Genomic DNA, 19,484 nt, shown 5'->3' on the forward strand with positions numbered 1-19,484 from the left:
TCCGGCGGGATGTGGTCACGAGTGCATGTAAGCGACTTGAAATCGCTATCGGTCCAAACCCTGATTTGTAGGAGGTGCATCGGGTGCACGCGCTATTTCACGCGAACGCCGTGGACTACATCATCATCCTGGTCTACTTCGCCTTCGTCCTCGGTGTCGGATTCGTCCTTCGCAACCGCGTTCGCACTGGTGAGGATTTCTTTTTGTCCGGCCGATCCATTCCGGCCTGGATCACGGGCCTGGCCTTTCTGTCCGCCAACCTTGGCGCGCTCGAAATTCTGGGCATGACCGCGAGCGGCGCCGAATACGGCATGCTCACGACTCACTTTTACTGGATCGGCGCGATCCCGGCTATGCTGTTTCTCGGCCTGTACATGATGCCGTTTTACTACGTGTCGAAGGTGCGCTCGGTGCCGGAGTTCTTGAAACTGCGGTACAATGAAGCGACCCGCGCGCTCAATGCCATCGCGTTTGCCGTGATGACCGTCTTGACGTCGGGCATCAGCCTGTACTCCATGGCTCTGATCTTCCAGATCCTGATTGGTTGGTCGTTTGATACCAGCATTCTCGTGTCTGCACTCGTGGTGTTGATCTACGTGGCGCTCGGCGGTCTGACCTCCTCCATTTTCAACGAGGTCGTCCAGTTTTTCTTGATTTGGGCTGGCTTGCTTCCCATTCCGCTCATCGGCTTGCACAGTCTGGGCGGCTGGCAAGGCATGATGTCTCGGTTGCCCGCGGGCTTCGGACATCTCTGGGCGAACCTCGGCTCGCCGTCGCACAACCCGATGGGGATTGGCTGGCTTGGCGTGGTGCTCGGGCTGGGATTTGTGCTCTCTTTCGGATACTGGACGACGGACTTTCTCGTCGTGCAGCGCACGTTGGCAGCTAAGGACTTGCGCGCCGCCCAATTGACGCCGATCTACGCGGCGTTCTTCAAAATGATTGTGCCGATCCTGGTCATCATCCCGGGGCTCATCGCGCTCGCCATCTTTCCGAAGATCGGCCATTCGCCGAACATGAGCTACAATCTGGCGCTTCCGTTGCTCATTGCGAAGTATTATCCGCCTGGCATGCTCGGGCTTGGACTCACGGCCATGCTCGCAAGCTTCATGAGCGGTATGGCGGGCAATGTCACGGCGTTCACGACCGTTTGGACGTATGACATCTACCAGGCGTACATCAAGAAGGATGCCTCGGACAAGCACTACGTGAATATGGGACGCTGGGCGGTCGTGGTAGGCGTCATCATCAGCATCGGTACGGCCTACTTCGCGGCCGGTTTCCCGAGCGTGATGGACTACATGCAGACGTTGTTCTCGTTCTTCAATGCGCCGCTGTTCGCCACGTTCTTGTTGGGGATGTTCTGGAAGAAAACGACGCCGTGGGGCGGATTCTGGGGCCTGCTCGCCGGTATCGTCGGTGCCTTCGCCCTGTACTTCTTCCTGCCCGCGCATATGTTCTCGAGCCCGGATGCGGGGAACTTCTGGCGCGCCTGGTGGGCGTGGGTCATCACGGTCGTCGTCACGGTTCTGGTCAGCCTCGTGACGAAGGGCAAGCGTCCCGAAGAGCTGGAGGGCCTTGTGTACGGCCTCAGCAAACGGCCTGACTACAGCGGCTATCCCTGGTACAAACGCCCGGGTTATTTGGCAGCCCTTGTGTTCGTGATCCTGGTGGGCCTGAATATCGCGTTCTGGTGATCCATCCCGGGGAGATGATGAGAAAATGAATCGCTTTTTGGACCTTCGGTTCATGATCAGTGTGCTGTTTATCGTGTACGGCGTCGTGCTCGGCTTGTACGGCGCCGTGGCGGATCCGCATACGCCGAGTCTCCATCTCAACATCGACTTATGGTGGGGCGTCGTCTGCCTCGTGTTTGGGATTGTATTTCTCATCGCATCGCTGGCCAAGCCCAGCGAGTGACGCCGCGGACCCCACAGAACGACCCATGGGCAGCCGGCCTCATCCGGCTGCCCTTCGCATGTTCAGGCCTCATTGCGTGGCTTCTGGGACTTCGTGTCTTGGTCACGAGACGGGGTTTGGGTATCATGGGTAGGGTATCGTTCAAGGGAGGGCTTTCGTTGAACACCATCCGAGTGACTGTCTGGAACGAGTTCCGCCACGAACAACGCGATGAAGTCGTCCGCGACGTGTATCCAAACGGTATTCACGCGGCGATTGCGAAACCGCTGTCCGACGCGGGCATGCAGGTGCGCATCGCCACACTGGACGAACCGGAGCATGGGCTGACCGAGGCCGTGCTGAACCAAACCGACGTGCTGGTGTGGTGGGGGCATGTCGCGCATCACGAGGTGCAGGACGACATTGTGGACCGCGTCGTGAACCGCGTTCACGCGGGCATGGGGCTCGTGGTGCTCCATTCCGGGCACTTCTCGAAGGTATTTCGGCGCCTCATGGGCACATCGTGCGACCTGCGCTGGCGGGAAGAAGACGAGAAGGAACGGCTATTTGTGATTGATCCGACGCACCCCATTGCGGAGGGACTGCCGCCCTACTTCGAGCTCCCCAAAGAGGAGACCTACGGAGAACATTTCGACATCCCGGTTCCGGACGAGATCGTGTTCTTATCGTGGTTTTCAGGGGGTGACGTCTTCCGCTCCGGCGTCACATTTCGGAGAGGGTTAGGTAAAATTTTCTACTTCAGACCTGGACATGAGACATATCCCACGTATCACGATTCGAACATCCAGCGGGTGATTGTGAACGCTTGTCGGTGGGCGGCGCCGAGCCGAGGTCCCGTCCCCGCGTACGGCCATGCGCCAAGCCCCGAGGGTGCTCAATGAGGAGATGAAGGATAGACGTGGCTCTCATCGCGCTGGCCATTTTTCTCGCCACGTTGGTGCTTGTGGTGTGGCGCCCTTGGGGGGTGCCGGTGGGCTGGAGCGCGCTTTTCGGCGCGCTCTTGGCTCTCGCGGCCGGAGTGGTGCGGATCCAGGACGTGTGGACCGTCTGGAACATCGTCTGGGACGCGACCCTCACGTTTGTGGGAATTCTCATCGTGTCGAGCGTCCTCGACGCGTCGGGGTTCTTTGAGTGGGCAGCGTTGACCATCGCTCACCGAGCCAGAGGGCGTGGTCGGCTTGCGTTCGTCTTGATCTTGGCCCTCGGTTTCATGGTTTCCGCGTTTTTTTCGAACGACGGAGCTGCCCTCATTCTCACGCCCATCGTGCTCGAGAAAATGAAAAAGTTGCAGTTCTCGGCGCGGGAGATGGTCCCGTTTCTGCTCGCCGGCGGATTCATCGCAGATTCCACGTCCATTCCGCTCATCATCAGCAATCTGGTCAACATCATTTCCGCGGACTACTACCACCTGGGCTTTCTGCGGTACGCGCTGCGCATGCTCGTGCCGGATCTCGTCTCCTTTGGGGCGAGTCTTTGCGTCACCTATCTCTATTTTCGCCGCGACATTCCGTCGTCCTACGACGTTGCGGCGTTGCCGGATCCGGCGAGTGCCATCCGCGATCGGACCATGTTCAAATTTTCATGGTGGATGCTCGGCGTCATGGCGTTAGGCTACGTCACGAGCGAGATCGCGCACGTTCCGGTGTCTGCCGTGGAGGGCGTGATCGCCATCGCGTTCCTTCTGGCCGGCTGGCGCACCCGAACGGCCGACCCACGGCGCGTCCTTCGCGAAGCGCCGTGGTCGATTGTCGTATTCTCCGTCGGCATGTATCTCGTGGTGTACGGGCTGGAGCGCGCGCATCTGACGGACTGGTTCACCCGCCTGGTGCAAACGACATCGCACGCGGGCCTGTTTTGGGCCGTGATGGTCATGGGCGTCGTCTCCGCGTGTCTGTCGTGCGTGACGAACAACCTTCCCAGCGTGATGCTCGGGCTCCTGGCGATTCAGCACACGGGATTGCCCGTCTCCGACCAGGTGGCTCTCGCGCTGGCCAACGTGGTCGGGTGCGATCTCGGCCCCAAAATGACGCCCATCGGTTCGCTCGCCACCTTGTTATGGTTGCACGTGTTGGAGTCGCGCGGCGTGCGCATCACGGTCTCCTCTTTTATGCGCGCTGGACTTGTCTTCACGTGGCCCACGCTGTTGAGCGTCCTGGCGAGCATGTACGGTTGGCTGTGGGTGGTCCGCCACCTATTTGGATGACGAGGACGGCCCGTCAATTTGCGCCAGAACGCTGCGGCTCACCTCATCCAGTTCGCGGAGCTCATCCTCGTCCAAGCGGAGGTCCACCGCGCGTACGTTATCTTCCAGGTGCGCGATGTTTTGGGTTCCAACAATGGCGCTTGTGATCCCTGGTTGGTGGAGAATCCACGCGATGGCCACCTCTGCGCTCGTCACACCGTACCGATCGGCAATGGTTTTCACGTGCTGCACGAGCGGTGCCTCGGCTTCCAGATGTTCAGGCTTGAACAGGCGCCGGCCCTGGCGAAAGTCGTTGGGAGACAGCTTCAAACCGCCAAGGTGATAAGCTCCTGTCAGGATTCCCTTTGCCACGGACGAGTACGTGAGCACGCCGATCCCGTGTTCTCGGCAGTAGGGAAGCACATCGGTTTCGATACGCCGTTCCAAGAGACTGTACTCGGGTTGGATACAGTCGACGCGCGTGTAGTTCATGGCCTCCTCAAGGAGCTCCCGGGAGAAATTCGAGACGGCGACGCTGCGAATGACCCCTTGATCTCGCAAGTCAGCAAAGGTGGTCATCGTCTCCGAAAGGGGGATATCGCGATTCGGCCAATGGACGTAATAGATGTCGATATAGTCCGTTCTCAGGCGCTTCAGGCTCTGTTCCACAGAGCGAAGGATATCATCTCGCCGCAGATGGCCGGGTGAAACCTTCGTGGCGATCACGCAATCTTTTCGAACACCTTCGAGCGCTACGCCCACGATTTCTTCGGAATGGCCTTGTCCGTAACCCTCGGCCGTGTCAAACGACTGAATCCCGAGTTCATAAGCGCGCTGCAGCGCCCGAATGTTGACCTCGTCGTCTTTCTTTTCCCATTGTCCTCCGCCGAGTTCCCAGCATCCAAACGTGATCTCGGAGACGAGAATGCCATTGGACAACTGACGATACTTCATGGGGCTTCCTCCTCTGGCGTGGTATCATCAAACGTTTTCAACAAAAACAATTGGAATCCTTCTTCCACATATTCCAACGTTCAATTCCGGCGCGTAAGTGCACAGGTCTCGGGGTTCGGGCTCGCAGTTCTAGCAATTTTCAAGGGATATGGCTTAGACTGAAGTTGCGAAGGACCGAAACGTAGGAGAAACGTCGTGCGAAGGGGATGTGAAAGACCATGGGGGCAACGAAGCGCGCTTTTCGGCGGCCGCGCCGCGGGCGCTGGATGGCGGCCCTCGTGCTGATGGGGGGCGTCGGCGCGGCTTGGACGTATGTTCATGCGGTCGGCGGCGCATCTGAAAAGGCGAGCGGCGTGTATTTGACCAGCGAAGCGAGCCTGCCGTCGGGAACACAGACCTCCGAGAACTGGGGCGGATACATCGATACGCCGGCCGGATCGCAAGGCTACACCAGTATCACGGGCGCGTGGACGGTGCCGAGCATCACCGGCCGCGAGGGCGCGATGGCGGCACAGTGGATAGGGCTGGGCGGCGTGCAAACCCAGGATCTGCTGCAGATTGGGACGCTCGAACAGGTGGAAAACGGACAGACGCAGGTCCAGGTCTTCTGGGAAAAGCTTCCCAACGCCGCGAACACCGTGATGACCATCCCTGTGGGCTCGAAGGTCTGGGCGGCAATTCAGCAGCAGAGCGCATCCACGTGGGAGCTGACGCTGCGAGCCGTTACGCCGTCGGGCCAAACCTTATCCAAGACCATCACGGTGACGCTCTCGAATGGATATGCGGAGAACATCGGCACCTCTGCGGAGTGGATCAGCGAGGATCCCTCGACGATGCGGGGCGGATTGTATCCTCTTGCCAATGCCGGCGCGGTTCAGTTCACGGACGCAACGGTGAACGGAGAGCCCTTGGCTGCGTCCTCGAATCAAGTGCAGCCTGTGGCCATGGTGGACCGTTTTGGGAATGTGGTCATTGCGCCGTCTTCGATTGGAACGGATGGGGAATCGTTCACGACAACCACGTATTTGGACGGCACAACGACGTCGTGGCCGGGATCGAGCGGATGGAGGAATGCAAGCGGTCCATCGAGCGTGTGGCCCGGGACGTCGCATTTCCCCTTCCCGAGGGGACAGGGCGGGGGCGTGGGCACCGGAAACGGGTGGCCAAGCCAGACCACATGGTCGATTTCGATTCCAGGAGATGGCGCGGGGTGGACGCAGTGGATCTGGCCCACGGGTCATCACCACTGGTCCATCGACATCCCGATGGGCAATGGAACGAGCATCGCGGTTCAGCTCTCTTGGGGCTGGTGACAAACATAAAGGGCGGCTCGAGGAGCCGCCCTTCTTCTAACCTCGGTTTGTCTTCTCACGACGGTTGCTCGCGCATGTCGAAAAACAGCGCGATGGTCGCCGCGATGAAAAACACGATGCCCGGCGGGAGATAGGACCATTTGGCGAAGATAAACCCGAGAACGCCGCACGCGTACAGCAGGATGCCCGCAGTTTTGGGGTGGCGGCGAGCAAACAGGGAAACCGCGATGCCCAACGCAGAGACGGCGATGGCGCCGTACGCATGCCAGTCCGCGTTTGGCGTATAACCTTGTTGGGAAACCACGTCGAGCAGCGTCTCCAACACGCCGATCATGCCGGCCACAATGCCTAGCAACATCGTGATCATCGGCTCATTCTCCTCACTTCTCGCCTCTCGGGACGAGCCAGCTGGGCGATGCCTTCATGATGACATAAAAAAAGCCCATGTCGCAACATGGGCTTTTGAGCGACCGATTAATATTTCACGACATTCGCTGCCTGCGGACCCTTCGGCCCCTCAACGATGTCGAACGTCACGCGTTGTCCTTCGTCCAGCGTCTTGAAGCCGTGGCCCTGGATGGCACTGTAGTGCACGAACACGTCGTCCCCGTTCTCCACCTGAATGAAACCGTAGCCCTTCTCCGAGTTGAACCACTTGACCGTACCTTCGTACATCCGAAATTCCTCCATGGTGCTTACCAGAAGCACTTGCTTTAGATTCCGAACTCCTGTGCGCTGACGCTGAACGAAAAAGCCAGCCACCCGACCCGTTGAGGCCGAACGACCGGCTTCAAAGATCCAGACTTCCATCGTATGGAGTTCGGTGTTGAGGCTATTATACACCCTGCGTTCGGGATGTCAAGCGTCTTGGGCAAAAAGCTTGAGCAGAGGGACGCGCACCGGTATCCCAGGTGGATCGGTTGTCAATCACTGCGCGGATGACAGCTGGCGCATGATCGGCAGACTAAGCGTGAAACTCGATTGGAGGAGGGACCGCATATGAAGGTCGACGTGAAGTGTACCGTCGCGAATTGTCTCTTTTGGCATGAAGGTAATGAGTGCGCGGCTCCATCCATCGTGGTGTCCGTGGGTGGGCACGGGACATCCTTCCGGGAAGAGTTTGGCCGCGAGTTCGCGGTGTCTGCGCCGGAGACTCAGGCGCGATCGTCCGCGGAAACGTGTTGCGAGACGTTCAGGCCGAGGTCTCGTTCGAATCCCTGACAGGCGACACGCGGACACGCGCTCGAGTATAATGGGATGCGGAGACTGGGTGGACCTCCCTCGCAGATGCGGGGGAGGCTGGAGGATGACCGGGTGACGCGCCTATACGAGTTGTGCGAACGCTTGGTGGCAGAGATGCGCGTGTGGCAAGTGGCGTATGCCACCTTCTTTGCGGCGTTCGCGACATTCGCCAATCTGTTTGATGGCGGTCAGGTGTTGTGGATTGCAGAGGTGTATCTCGGGCTCAGCGTCCTGAGCTTGGTGATTGTACTTCCCTCCCTTCGGCGCGCGCTGTTCTGCACGTGGGATCCGTTGCGATCTCGCCTCTTGCTTCGCCGTCCCCTTGCGCGCGCGGCGACGCGATGCTATCTGTACGTCTTGACCCCCTTTGCATTCTTGGGTTGCTTGGAATTGACTGCCGATGCCGCGAGCAGCGTGTTGCGGTTCAACCTAAGCAACGTCGCGTCCCATGTGACGTGGGTAGACTACGCAGTAAGCCTGGTGGCCGGCCTCGAAGAGATCTGGCGCTGGAGTTGCGTAATTGCCGTGATCGCCCTGATCCGCCTTCTGTTCCGCCGGGTGTGGGACGCCCCGGGGGCGCGTATCTCCGGACTGGCCATCGCGATGTTGCTCAGCGCCCTGGCCTTCGGGAGTGGACACATCCTCGAGTTTACGCATGAACGCCTGCAAGCGTGGTACATGTTCAGTTGTTTGGGTTTGATCTTGGCCATCATGGCCATCATCACGGGGCGTATTGTGCTTGTCATGTGCGTGCACAGCTTGTACGACGCGTGGGTGACGTGGCTTTCCACGCAGAACGGGCTTGTCACCCAGGCGTTCGCCCTCGCTTCGATCATCGCGTTTTTGGTCTGGCTCGGCGTTGTGCTCCTGCGCCGTCAATTCGGCTTTCGCCCGCCCGACGCTGTTCGCGTCCCCGTATCTCTCATTGAGGTTAGCACCAGGCACTTGTTGGCGTTCCAACGGGAGCGGGAACAGATTTCGCGCGTGTTTCATCGGCGCGTCTACTGTTCGATCCGGCACATTGGGACGACCACCATCGAGGGCGCGATCGCAAACGACGCCATCGACGTGTTGGTCCTCTTGCGTCGGCCCGTTTTGCACAAGGAAGAGTGGCGCGCGCTCGAGCAATGTGGCTACCGATTTTGCGGGAATGCCGGCGTAAAGGGACGCTTGTTTTGGGTGCGCGAAGGGGATGACTCGTGGCCTGCTGTCCATTTGCAGATCGCGAAATCGGGCAACCGATATACACGAGCTTCCATCGCCTGGACGAGGTGGCTTCAGACGCACCAGGATGCTTTGCACCGCTGGGAATCTCACAAGGAGCGATGGGTCCATCGGTTTCATCGCGGGAACTTGGATGAATACATGGAGGGGAAACGGACGGTTTATGCAGAGTGGCGTCGCAAACAGCTTTCGCGATGGAGGTGAGTCGCATGGCGAAGCGGTATTACTACGTGTACACGGATCGCGATGATGACGACAATGCCAACCTGGAAGGGTTTGATATTCCCATTAACGAGGGCGACGCCAAGCGGATTGCTCGGCTGGTCAACCTGTATGAAGAGAATATCCTGTCCATGTTGGACGAGGAGTATCAGCGCAAGACAAAATGGTCAGACAAGCTTGCGGATCGCATAGCTTCTTTTGGGGGAAGTTGGACGTTCATCATCATCTTTGCGTCCCTGCTGGTAGCGTGGATGGTGTGGAATGCGGCGCCGGGTACGCAGAAATTTCACTTCGATCCGCCTCCGTTCATTCTCTTGAATCTGTGTCTATCGTTCTTGGCCGCCTTCCAGGCTCCCATCATCATGATGAGCCAGAATCGGCAGGCTGCTCGGGACAAACATGAGGCCATCATCGACTTCGCAATTAACTACAAGGCCGAACAGGAAATCGATGATATGCAGAGTCACTTGCACCGAATCGAAGGGAAATTGCTGCAACTGGAGCGCCTGTTGAAGCGCTTGGACGCCGCTGTGTTGCAGCAGCAGAACATGAGTTTGAATGCGCCGCATCGGGCGGCCGGTGGTGACCCGAAGACCGAAGAAGGAACTGAAAACAAGATGAAGAATTCAGAACAAGAACACACTTGAGTCCAAAGGGCGGGATGGGCATGGACCCTTCCACCACGGGGCGGCCATTCGACGAAGCGGTCTGGGACCTGGTGATGGCTTTGGAACCTTTGCTTGAGCGCCGCCGTTCGACGGAAGCGGCTGTGCAGGATTTATGGGGCGTGTGGGAACGTCTCTCTCCGCTTTCCGCTTCCGTTCGTGAAAGCAGTCAGGGTGCTCCACTGCGCAGACCCAAGGGTTCGAGCCCCATCGCTAAGCGACAGAGGCGCAAACGGTCGCATTTTATTGAACCGCTTGGAATATTTGATCTTCATTGGCAATGCGCTCGCCGGTTCCAAACCGGGCTTGCGGATTTTCTCGGAGCGTTGGATAATGGAGGTATGTTGCGCATACGTCGGGATGGCGGAACAGGCAGACGCAGCAGACTTAAAATCTGCTGGGGGTATCCCCGTGCGGGTTCGAGTCCCGCTCCCGGCACCACAGTGGTGACGAGGGTTCCTGGGTTTTCTGGGAGCCCGTTTTGTTTCTTGCAAGCGCCGACTTCTTTCAACCTTCTTTCGTTTGTTTATCAAAATTTCCTGCCGTCACCGGCGGAGCCGTCGGAACCCTGGATCTTCATGTCTCGGCGGCGCGCCAGACGTTCGCGGACCATTTGCATGGCGATCGCGTCATCCAAATATCCTGTGGGAAACAGATAATCCGGGATGGCGTCCGTAGCGAGCAGGAAGTACAGGATGCCGCTGGCCAAGATCCACCGCTCATCCTCAGGCGTGTCGGGGCGTGTGAATTGATCGTAGATCTCGTCGAGATCGTGCAGGAAATCTCCGACGCCTTGAATTTGTCCTCGCTTGATGGGGTACTTTTCCGCGATGAGTTGCTGGCCCTCGTCCGTTTGCGCGTATGCCTCATATTTTTCGAGTTCTCGCTCGATCTCGCCCCTCAGCGCAGACCAGTTCTCGATGCCGAGGTACTCGAGCAGTGCATTCATTGACGAATGATCGTCGCGCTCGCTGAATCCGGTGGATGCGTTGTTGAGCGTAAGTCCTGCAGCTTCTGCCAGCGCGATGGCAGGCACGCCGAGTACGTCCGCAATGCGCCGAAGGTAGTCCAAGTTGACTCTCTGTTTCCCGGCGATCATTTTTGAAATGGTGCTGACGCTGATGCCCGTGGCGGTGGCCAGCTGGCGCATGGACATGGAACGGCGTCTCAGCAAAGATTTCACCGTTTCTTCTAACTGCCCCATCCTGCTTCACCCTCATCCATTCCATGAAGGAAAGATGTGTTGTCGGCGTTTCGCGAGTTTCGAATTTCGCAACGGACGGCATCACCCGATGTTTCCCCTGTGCATAGGATACGTCGGCAGATACCTCAATGGACCACTCCATCAAATCGGATGGGGAGTGAGCAGGGGGGTTGGCGGGTATGGAGATGAGTTCTGCAACATCGCAAGCTCAGGCGAGATCGGATGCGCCGTCGAAACTTCAGGAGATCTCCGCAGCGAGTGCCAACAAGGGATTGAAAAGGTTCTTGTGGTCTTTCTGGGTGCTCTTGGGCCCTGGCTTTCTTGCTGCCCTCGCGGACAATGACGCGGGCGGCGTCATCTCGTACACGGCCACGGGCGTCCAATTTGGGATTGGGCTGTTCGTCCCCTTGGTGCTGTGCCTGTCGGTCCTCACGTTCACCGTCCAGGAGATGAGCATGCGACTCAGCGCCGTGACGCAGGAAGGATTTTCGCGACTCGCGTGGCGGAGATACGGCAGATTTTGGGGATTGTATCACGTGACGACGCTCGCCTTCGAGAATCTGTTGACGCTCATGACGGAGTTCATCGGCATGTCGGCTGGGCTTGCGATGCTCGGAATCCCCATGTGGGTAGCCGATCTCCTCTGCTTGATCTTCGTGATCTCGTTCGTCGTATTCACGGGCTACTACACAAAAGAACGCATCGCCCTCGTCATCGGCGGGTTGAACATCGTCTTTCTCGTCGTGGCCGCCATGACGCATCCGAGCCTCGCGGCCCTGGGGAAGGCGTTCGCGACGTGGAACGTTCCCGCCTCGCTCCGGGACGGCGTGATCTGGTTTGTCATCGCCACGGTGGGCAACGCGATCGCGCCTTGGATGATCTTCTTCCAGGGCAGCGGCGCCATTGACAAAGGGGTCAGCGCTCGCGATATTCGATTGGGCAGAATCGACACGGCTTTCGGCTGCCTGATGCAGGCCGTGATCGCTGCGGCCATCATCGTCTGTGGAGCGTCGCTATATGGTCATCTCCACAACGTGGCGAGTCTGAGTCCGGCGGATATCATCGGGGGACTCCGGCAAACCGTGGGGCGATTGGGTGCGACGCTCTTTGGCATCGGCCTGTTTGACGCAGGTTTCTTGGCTGCCATCACGGTGTCACTCTCGTCTTCCTGGAGCATTGCGGAACTGTTCGGCTGGTCCAACAGCCTCAATGACAAAGTACGGCAAGCGCCCAAATTCTATGCCATCTACGCGGGCAGTTTGGTGATAGCGGCGGCTGCCATCTTGATTCCGCACATGCCGCTCAACCTGATTTCCATCGTGACGCAGGTCATCGGGGGCGTGTTGATGACGCCGCTCCTCATTTTTCTGGTTGTGATGACGAGTGACAAGGAGCTGATGGGGCCGTATCGCACGAAACGGTGGGGGCGCATATGGGGCTGGGCGATGGTTGCCCTGCTCATCGCGTTGACGTTCGCCACGCTGCTTCAGACCGTTCTCCAGGCGTGATTGGACCTCCGCCATGAAGATGGCAGCCGTAGCCTCCGGAAACGTGCGCAACAAAAAAGGTTTCAGGGAGAACGCGTTCTTGACCCTCAGAACCCTTGACAGATGGGACGGTCAATGATACAAAGACAGAGGTATTGCGTTGGCCGGTGACGGGCATCCGCCCAGGCACCGCGCTGCGCGTGAAACATACCATAACTAGCGAAGATGCGTTCCTCGTTAGGCGAGGCTACTATACGAACACATGCCACTGCCCGGAAACGTGGAGACACGCCAATGGGTAGAACAGGTATGGCCGGCTTAAGGCTTTACCTAACGTGGCTGGGTTTGCCCTACGTCGTATAGTGCCAAAGCTCAACCAGGGGGGATGTGCATAGGGTTGCGCCCGTGCCCCCTGGTCCGCCAGGGGGCTTTTCATTGGGCCATGATGGAGACCGTGGAGGAGGTGATGGGTATGGACAGTCCGTCGAGTAGTCGCTCCGTATGTGCGATGCATCGGCAGAGAGCTCGAATTGGAGTGGATTTCAAGGTATTGCATCATATTGGGGCGTGGGGACTTCCTGCCCATCGCCCGCCCAGGGGTGATTGTCATGGCTCGCAACACCAATGTGTACGCAACGAAGGATTTGCATGAGCTGGAGCGTGAACTTCGCGCCAAAGATATGGCTCGGGTGGCCCGCCTCTACAACAAGCGCGGCTTTTGGGCGCGCCTGCGGCTCCTTTTGGTGCTGATCGGCCCTGGCGTGCTGACGATGATCGCCGACAACGACGCTGGCGGCGTCATCACGTATGCGCAGACGGGGGCCACGTACGGGATTGGCTTCTTCATTCCTTCGCTCATCATCGCGGGGTTCATCGCGTATGTCGTGCAGGAGATGACCGTCCGGTTGGGCGCCGTCACGCGCCGGGGCCATGCCGAGATGATCTGGGGCCGATATGGCGCGTTCTGGGGCTGGTTTTCGCTGATCGATCTCGTCGTGGCCAACGTGCTCACGCTCGTGACGGAGTTCATCGGGATCAAGATTGGCATGGGCGTCTTTGGGGTCCCGGGGTGGATTAGCGAAACCCTTGCGCTCGCCATCGACGTATTTGCACTGCTCGTCTTGCGGTACTACACGTGGGAGCGCATCGCACTTTGGATTGCCGCGGGAAACCTCATCTTCATCCCGCTCATGTTTATGGCGAAGCCGCACTGGTCGGCTGTGGCGGATGCGTTTGTGCGTTGGAACGTTCCCGGCGGGTTCACCGCTTCGTTCTTGTTCATCGTGTTGGCCAACTTCGGCACCACCATTGCGCCGTGGATGCTGTTCTTCCAGCAGTCGTCCGTGGTGGACAAAGGGCTCACGGAGCGAGACATCCGGCACGGTCAGCTGGATACGGCGCTCGGCACATTGGCGATGATTGTGGTGGCCTGCGCCATCATCGTGCTCACGGGCACGGTCATGCACGGCTCGCACGGCGTGAACCTGGACATCAGCGGCATTCTGAATCTGCTTGGCGCCAAGATTGGCCCGGTGGGTGAACGGTTGTTTGCGCTCGGGCTGGTGGAAGCCGGGCTCATCGCCGCTATCGCGTTGACGGCGAGCACGTCGTGGGCCATGGGCGAGGCCTTCCACTGGCCGAAGAGCATCAACATGCCGGCGCGCCTGGCGTGGAAGTTTTATGTGCCCGGCATCGCGAGCGCCGTGATTGCGGCCGGGATCGTGCTCATTCCGCACGCGCCGCTGGGCTTCTTGAACATGATTGTACAGGTCATTGCGTCCATCTTTATGCCGGCCGCGCTCATGTTCCTGATGCTTCTGCTGAATGACCGTGAGGTGATGGGCGATCACGTCAATCGCCCGTGGCAGAACATCTCCGGTTTCGCCATCATCGGGCTTTTGGTCGTGCTGAATGGCCTGTACGGGCTGACGGTGATCTTCCCGAACTTGTTCTGAGGAGGTGTGAGCGATGAAGCGGAAGAACCACGCGATTGTCGACTGTGCGCCGAGAGCGCCCATCTCTCCCACGGAACCGCTGCCGCGCGCCGAGGTGAAGGGTTGGGTCAAGGCGGTGTTCTGGGGACTCCGGGTCTACATCGCCATCATGTTAGTGCTTGTCGTCATCGGCCTGGCGAAAGGGAGCTTCTGAGGCACCCCGAGACGCTTGTGTGAAGGAGAGGAGTCGCGAATGCGGCCACACAGTCTATAGGCCTGCTTCCCGAGAGCGAGGCAAGGGAAGCAGGCCTTTTCACACGCGCTACAGTCCTTTGTGGCGGATTCGTTCGCGACGTTCACCGGCGCGGGCCCTTGACCCTGCGCCGTACAGGACGGCGGAGCGGGCTGCGAGTACGGCACCGACGGCGGCTGCGCCTAAGATCCACTTCATCGCTTGGACCTCCTCGCTACGTGCCCATGATGTCCACAAGTTTCCCCAGGGACACATCGTTTCCCCGAGGCAAACTTTTGTTGTAGGCTATGCGTTCAAAGCGCGGGCTGTGCTGGCTGTGGGCTATGTGCCGTCGCCGCAACTTGTGAAACGCACTGGATTTCGAGCGTTCTTCAAGCTGGGCGTGGTATTGTGAAACTGCGGAACCCCCCTGAAACCCCCTAAACATCCTGGGCCACCGCACACGCGGTGGCCCCTTTTTTCGCTTTCTCACGTTCGCCGATGCATTTCTTTGTCCTGCTCTGTCGCGCGACGTCACAAAAATTCAATGGACTTTCAAGCGAAAATGCGTATGCTACATATTGAACCCTTCCATTCCCCCTGGGTTTCATTGCGGCCGCCGTGGCAATACGGCGGTTCTTTCTTTTCTCACGATGCTGTGCGATCGGGCAGCAGCCAGTAGATCATGAGGCCGGCGACCGTCGCGATGGCGATCCCGTTTTGAGGCGCGCCAATCCCGATGATGAAAATGACCGCGACCACAATGAGGTTCTTCGTCTTCGTCAGGTCCACCTTGGCCTCGATCATGTGCCGGATGCCCATCGCCGCGATCATCCCGTACAGCAGGATGCCAACACCCCCCACCACGGCGGGCGGGATGGACTGAATCACCGCGCTCACCTTTCCCACAAGTCCCAGAAGAATGGCGATCACGGCCGCCCCTTGAATGATGCGGCTGGAGTAGTTGCGCGTCATCGCGAGCACGCCTAGGTTCTCCGCGTAGGTCGTCTCCGCGGGTCCGCCGAGCAGCGCCGAAATCAGCGTCGCGAGGCCGTTGCCAAACAGGATGGTGCTAAACCCCGGGTCGCGCGTGACGTCGCGATCGATGATCTCATTCAGGACGAACATGTGACCGAGATCCTCCACCATCGTGACGAGCGCGATGGGCGCCATGCTCGCCACGGCGGCCAGGCTCCACGCCGGGGCATGGAAGGTGGGGAACTCGATCCACTTCGCCTGTGCGGCGGCTTGTCCGACATGCACCAGGCCACGGGCCAAGGCGTACACGTATCCGACGACGATGCCCGCAAGGATGGGAATGATTCGCAAGGCCCGGGGGCCTGCGATGGCACACGCGACGGCGGCGGCCAGCGTCACGATGGCCACGTCCCAGTGGGTTGACGCGTCGACCGTGACGGCTGTCGTGGCCAGCGACAGTCCGATAATCGAAACGACAGGGCCCACCACGACGGAGGGAATGGCGCGGCGGACGCGATCGAATCCTACGGCGCGGACGATGAGGGCAAAGACGAAGTACACGATGGACACGCTCACGAGCCCTGTGACCGCTTGCTGGGGCGCGTGATGGCGCGTGACGTAGAGCGTGAGCGGTGCAATGAAGGCGAAGGAAGAGCCCAGGTACGCGGGAACCTTGCCGCGTGTCACGGCATGGAACATGAGCGTCCCAAGGCCGCTCGCCACGAGTGTCGCGCCAGGGCTCAAGCCAGTCAAAATCGGCACCAGCACTGTCGCACCGAACATCGCAAACACGTGCTGGACAGATAGCGGAAGCTTTCGCAGGACAGCGCTCAATGGAATGACCTCCTGTGACATGGATGCGTGGCCTCTGCATGTGCGGAGCGATTCGTGGCAAGTATAACCACGATCTCGCCAAAACTCAAAGGAGTGTGATCGCGTGCGCTTGGCAGTCGTGGGGCTATCCCTGTTGGTGGCGGTCGCCGTCGCAGGATGCGACACCGTCAGTGAGCGCGGCGGCAACTTCATTGGGGAGAGCGCGAATCAGTCCGTGAACGGTTCATCGATTGCCTCCGGGACGAATCGGACCGATCTCGGCAATCGAGCGTTGGGAAATCACAGTGCAGAGACCGGCAATGTGGTCGGGGGAAGTCAGCACCAACCTACGAGCGACGGCAGTTCGCCGCACGGTTAGGCGACGAACCCGGGCAGGCCCCGCCCAGACCTGACGGTGGGCGGGGAATGGCTTTACTGCGGGTTGGTCATGATGAGCGTCGCGGATTTCAGCAGCACGCGATTCGGCAGGCGGAGCGCATCGACCACGAGCTCGGCCACGTCTTCGGGCTGCATCTGATGATCTTCGTCTCCCAGCTTGAGTCCCACGCTGCGCGCCAGATCCGTGTTCACGGTGCTCGGCAAGAGCGCGATGACGCGAATGTTGTGCTTTCGCACCTCGTACATCAGCGATTCCGTGAAGCCGAGCAGGCCAAACTTGGATGCCGAATAGGCCGACGTCGTGGCGGATCCCTTCTCGCCCGCCGTCGAGCTGATGTTGATGATGTGACCGCGGTTGCGTTCGATCATGTGAGGCAACAGGGCACGCGTCGCGTAGTACGTCCCGAGCAAGTTCACCCGGATGATCTGCTCCCATTGCTCCACGGGCATGTCGACCACGGTGCCAAAGCTTGCCGTGCCGGCGTTGTTGACCAAGACATCGACGGAGCCCAATTGCTCCTTCAGGTGGTGGATGGCCGCCTCAATGGACGCGCGGTCGGCGACGTCGGCGGGGTGCGTGTAGACGGAAACGCCGTACGCACTTCGAATGGCATCGGCTGCCATACGCAGATCGCTCTCCGTGCGGGCGATGAGCCCTAGGTTCACACCTTCTTTTGCGAGATGCTCGGCGATGGCCTTGCCGATGCCCTTTCCAGCGCCCGTGACGATGGCGTTCCACCCTTTGAGAGACTGTGCCATGTCCGATTCCCTCCTCTACATATGTACCTCTGTACCTCGGCGCGACCTCATTATAGAAGATCCGTTAGCTGCTTTCAAAAAGGCAGTCTCAGATGTGCCTTCTCCTCGTGTCAACGCTTGCACCCTCGAAGCGCATGTGACATACACGAGAACATGCAAAGGGGGTGAAGCGCAATGAAGGTCTGGAATGCGTTGATCCAACTGGTTCAGACCAAGCGGCTAAGTACACTCATCATCGGCTTGTTGGCGTCAGCCAAGCTCATCACGGATGCACTCGGCCTTCCTTTCATCACGGATCCTGAAATCAACGCCATCGCCAACGCGGTGGCGTCCGTCGTCACCGTGATCGCCATCTTCATGACGCACAGCAAAGCGGCGTCTGGGGCGTCGGGTTCGGCATCAAGCGGCGGAGGAGCGGGCGGCGGATCGAGCGGTTCGGCGGCGGATTCCGCGGCGAGCACCGCCACCGAGGCCGCTCGTCCTACTCAGTCGCCCCAACAGGCGTCCGATGGATTCGCGCGTCCCCCGGGAGCGTGACGTGCACTGCGCGGCGCGCGTCTGGTAGAATCGAAGGGCATCGCTAGGCCTGGAGGAATGCGAAATGCCAGAGCGCGTCGTCACCACGCTTGAAGTCCGTTGGGGTGAGTGCGATCCGGCCGGAATCGTGTATCACCCGTCGTACATCGACTGGTTTTCGATTGCCCGGATGCACTTTCTGAAAGAAAACGGCATCCGTTACATGAACGATTTTCACGATCGCGGCGTCACGGTTGTCGTGACGGACGTCGGTTGCCACTACCGAAAGGCACTGCGCGCTGAGGACGTGGTGCGCGTGACGGCGGGCCTCGTCGAGATGACTCGAGCGCGGCTTGCGTTCCGCTATGAGGTCACCGATGCGCAGGGCGAGTTGTGCGCATGGGGCGAGACTCGCCACGCGTTTGTCGATCGCGACACGTTGCGCCCGGTGAATCTCGCGAAGTTTGCGCCAGAGCTCTGGAGGCGCTTGGCGGCGCTGCCTGTGATGCCGACGGATTCGCTGGCGTGACCGCAAGACAAGGGGTGCGGGATCCCCATCCGGATTTCCGCACCCCTGCTTCGTGTCACGTGTTTTGTCCCCGCTCACAGGGACATCATTTCATCGTGTAACTCTTCATACATCCTCGCCTCCGAGAGCGCGATGTATCGCCCTGTCTCGTACATGTCGGCGAGATCGCGCGGAGACGTGAAGGTCTCGAGGATTTGTTTGCAGAGCTGATAATGGCGCGGCTCGTGCTCGTCGGCGTGAACCTCCCAGAAAAGCGTGTTTACAGCTCCGCGCCGTTGGTAATGGGGATGGCGAAACCCTTCGCCAATGCGAGCCATCACTTGACCGGCGAATAGTTCGGATCCGAGTCCGACCGCGGCCATGGCCTTGAGCGGCGTGGCCTGTCGAAAGAATTGAATGAACGTCTCGATGGCCGTCTCCACGGCCTTCGACATCGGCACGTGCGGGATGCCGTGTTCGTCCAACTTCGCGTCGGGTGCGACGGTGCGCAGAAAGGTGAGGTAAAGCTTTTCGTGTGCCCGGCCCGGTTCGCCTCGGCCAGCCTCGTCCCAGAGGTTGTCTGCGATAGGCACCCACCAAGCGTCGATAGGTGGCATGGCGGCAATGGCAGCGCCGAGCACGCGCGGGAAATGACGGCTGTAGTAGCCATATTGGAGGGCGAAGTGCCGAAGCTGATCTTCCCGATATCCGCCGCTGCAAAGGGTCTTGAGAAACCGCCCTTCGAAGAAATGATGTTGGACGAGTTCAAGCATCGCCTTCTCCACGTCCGCGTAACAAGAAAATTCGAGTTGTGTCGTCACCAGGGTCCTCCTTCTCGCGGTTGCCATCCGGTGCGGCGCCGCCATGGCGGCGCGTGCGACGCGTCGATAGCATACGAGAATCGCCGCGGCGCGATCAACTCCTGCGATGGA

General features: G+C 59.4%; 22 protein-coding genes, 1 tRNA gene and 1 riboswitch. Of the genes, 15 read left to right on the plus strand and 8 right to left on the minus strand.

Features of this window, described 5'->3' with window-relative positions:
- The first annotated feature begins 83 nt into the window (after positions 1-83).
- From AS26_RS05570 to AS26_RS05585, 4 genes are all read left to right on the plus strand, one after another.
- Positions 84-1,697, plus strand: a complete 1,614-nt coding sequence (locus AS26_RS05570) for a sodium:solute symporter family protein (RefSeq protein WP_062306992.1) — start codon at positions 84-86, stop codon at positions 1,695-1,697.
- 25 nt (positions 1,698-1,722) lie between these two features.
- Positions 1,723-1,920 (plus strand): hypothetical protein, encoded by a 198-nt coding sequence (locus AS26_RS05575; protein ID WP_062306995.1) that lies wholly within the window; start codon positions 1,723-1,725, stop codon positions 1,918-1,920.
- Positions 1,921-2,078: 158 nt separating this feature from the next.
- Positions 2,079-2,801, plus strand: coding sequence for a ThuA domain-containing protein (locus tag AS26_RS05580; RefSeq protein WP_062306997.1), 723 nt, complete (start codon positions 2,079-2,081; stop codon positions 2,799-2,801).
- A 17-nt stretch (positions 2,802-2,818) separates the two neighbouring features.
- Entirely contained in the window at positions 2,819-4,123 is a 1,305-nt protein-coding gene (locus AS26_RS05585; protein WP_062307000.1) for an arsenic transporter, read from the plus strand.
- Here the strand turns inward: AS26_RS05585 and AS26_RS05590 are convergent.
- Positions 4,112-5,056, minus strand: a complete 945-nt coding sequence (locus AS26_RS05590; RefSeq protein ID WP_062307002.1) for an aldo/keto reductase — start codon at positions 5,054-5,056, stop codon at positions 4,112-4,114. The two genes, AS26_RS05585 and AS26_RS05590, sit on opposite strands and share 12 nt — an antisense overlap.
- 218 nt (positions 5,057-5,274) lie before the next feature.
- On the opposite strand from AS26_RS05590, the gene AS26_RS05595 reads away from it, so the two are divergent.
- Positions 5,275-6,369, plus strand: a complete 1,095-nt coding sequence (locus tag AS26_RS05595; protein WP_083515996.1) for a G1 family glutamic endopeptidase — start codon at positions 5,275-5,277, stop codon at positions 6,367-6,369.
- 55 nt (positions 6,370-6,424) lie between these two features.
- Here AS26_RS05595 and AS26_RS05600 read toward each other — a convergent pair whose 3' ends face one another.
- Together AS26_RS05600 and AS26_RS05605 are read right to left on the minus strand one after the other, a co-directional pair.
- Positions 6,425-6,736, minus strand: a complete 312-nt coding sequence (locus tag AS26_RS05600; RefSeq protein WP_062307005.1) for a hypothetical protein — start codon at positions 6,734-6,736, stop codon at positions 6,425-6,427.
- A 107-nt stretch (positions 6,737-6,843) separates the two neighbouring features.
- Entirely contained in the window at positions 6,844-7,044 is a 201-nt protein-coding gene (locus AS26_RS05605; protein ID WP_008340254.1) for a cold-shock protein, read from the minus strand.
- A 324-nt stretch (positions 7,045-7,368) separates the two neighbouring features.
- On the opposite strand from AS26_RS05605, the gene AS26_RS05610 reads away from it, so the two are divergent.
- The 4 genes from AS26_RS05610 (at position 7,369) to AS26_RS05625 (ending at position 10,163) form a co-directional block, all read left to right on the plus strand.
- On the plus strand, positions 7,369-7,590 hold the full coding sequence (locus AS26_RS05610; RefSeq protein WP_062307007.1) for a DUF1540 domain-containing protein: 222 nt from the start codon (positions 7,369-7,371) through the stop codon (positions 7,588-7,590).
- A gap of 93 nt (positions 7,591-7,683) precedes the next feature.
- A complete protein-coding gene (locus AS26_RS05615; protein ID WP_062307009.1) occupies positions 7,684-9,039 on the plus strand; it encodes a GrpB family protein in 1,356 nt (451 codons plus the stop codon).
- 26 nt (positions 9,040-9,065) lie between these two features.
- A complete protein-coding gene (locus AS26_RS05620; RefSeq protein ID WP_245629633.1) occupies positions 9,066-9,704 on the plus strand; it encodes a DUF1003 domain-containing protein in 639 nt (212 codons plus the stop codon).
- A gap of 372 nt (positions 9,705-10,076) precedes the next feature.
- Positions 10,077-10,163 (plus strand) — tRNA-Leu (locus tag AS26_RS05625).
- Positions 10,164-10,251: 88 nt separating this feature from the next.
- Here the strand turns inward: AS26_RS05625 and AS26_RS05630 are convergent.
- Positions 10,252-10,878, minus strand: a complete 627-nt coding sequence (locus AS26_RS05630) for a helix-turn-helix domain-containing protein (RefSeq protein WP_245629634.1) — start codon at positions 10,876-10,878, stop codon at positions 10,252-10,254.
- A 227-nt stretch (positions 10,879-11,105) separates the two neighbouring features.
- On the opposite strand from AS26_RS05630, the gene AS26_RS05635 reads away from it, so the two are divergent.
- The 3 genes from AS26_RS05635 to AS26_RS05645 all read left to right on the plus strand — a co-directional run bounded on the left by AS26_RS05635 (position 11,106) and on the right by AS26_RS05645 (position 14,561).
- A complete protein-coding gene (locus AS26_RS05635) occupies positions 11,106-12,434 on the plus strand; it encodes an NRAMP family divalent metal transporter (RefSeq protein WP_062307017.1) in 1,329 nt (442 codons plus the stop codon).
- Between the two features lie 205 nt (positions 12,435-12,639).
- Positions 12,640-12,804: riboswitch (M-box (ykoK) riboswitch) on the plus strand.
- 217 nt (positions 12,805-13,021) lie between these two features.
- Positions 13,022-14,368, plus strand: a complete 1,347-nt coding sequence (locus tag AS26_RS05640; RefSeq protein WP_062307019.1) for an NRAMP family divalent metal transporter — start codon at positions 13,022-13,024, stop codon at positions 14,366-14,368.
- 13 nt (positions 14,369-14,381) lie between these two features.
- On the plus strand, positions 14,382-14,561 hold the full coding sequence (locus AS26_RS05645; protein ID WP_062307022.1) for a hypothetical protein: 180 nt from the start codon (positions 14,382-14,384) through the stop codon (positions 14,559-14,561).
- A 108-nt stretch (positions 14,562-14,669) separates the two neighbouring features.
- Here AS26_RS05645 and AS26_RS14835 read toward each other — a convergent pair whose 3' ends face one another.
- On the minus strand, positions 14,670-14,798 hold the full coding sequence (locus AS26_RS14835; protein ID WP_281176947.1) for a hypothetical protein: 129 nt from the start codon (positions 14,796-14,798) through the stop codon (positions 14,670-14,672).
- Positions 14,799-15,227: 429 nt separating this feature from the next.
- Positions 15,228-16,391: a solute carrier family 23 protein gene (locus AS26_RS05650; protein WP_083515997.1), complete on the minus strand. Its 1,164-nt coding sequence runs from the start codon at positions 16,389-16,391 to the stop codon at positions 15,228-15,230.
- Positions 16,392-16,494: 103 nt separating this feature from the next.
- On the opposite strand from AS26_RS05650, the gene AS26_RS05655 reads away from it, so the two are divergent.
- Complete coding sequence (locus tag AS26_RS05655) at positions 16,495-16,749, plus strand: hypothetical protein (protein ID WP_062307024.1); 255 nt, start codon at positions 16,495-16,497, stop codon at positions 16,747-16,749.
- 53 nt (positions 16,750-16,802) lie between these two features.
- Here AS26_RS05655 and AS26_RS05660 read toward each other — a convergent pair whose 3' ends face one another.
- Positions 16,803-17,528 (minus strand): 3-ketoacyl-ACP reductase, encoded by a 726-nt coding sequence (locus tag AS26_RS05660; RefSeq protein WP_062307027.1) that lies wholly within the window; start codon positions 17,526-17,528, stop codon positions 16,803-16,805.
- Between the two features lie 174 nt (positions 17,529-17,702).
- Between AS26_RS05660 and AS26_RS05665 the strand changes: the two genes are divergently transcribed.
- Together AS26_RS05665 and AS26_RS05670 are read left to right on the plus strand one after the other, a co-directional pair.
- Positions 17,703-18,065 carry a hypothetical protein gene (locus AS26_RS05665; RefSeq protein ID WP_062307029.1) on the plus strand — a complete coding sequence of 121 codons (363 nt, stop codon included), beginning with the start codon at positions 17,703-17,705 and terminating at the stop codon, positions 18,063-18,065.
- Between the two features lie 64 nt (positions 18,066-18,129).
- Positions 18,130-18,573 (plus strand): acyl-CoA thioesterase, encoded by a 444-nt coding sequence (locus AS26_RS05670; protein ID WP_062307030.1) that lies wholly within the window; start codon positions 18,130-18,132, stop codon positions 18,571-18,573.
- Positions 18,574-18,647: 74 nt separating this feature from the next.
- Here the strand turns inward: AS26_RS05670 and AS26_RS05675 are convergent.
- Positions 18,648-19,484, minus strand: an 837-nt coding sequence (locus AS26_RS05675; protein WP_373278154.1) for an iron-containing redox enzyme family protein, incomplete at its 5' end; no start/stop codon positions are given.

The organism is Alicyclobacillus sendaiensis NBRC 100866 (genome assembly GCF_001552675.1).
Taxonomy (GTDB): domain Bacteria; phylum Bacillota; class Bacilli; order Alicyclobacillales; family Alicyclobacillaceae; genus Alicyclobacillus; species Alicyclobacillus sendaiensis.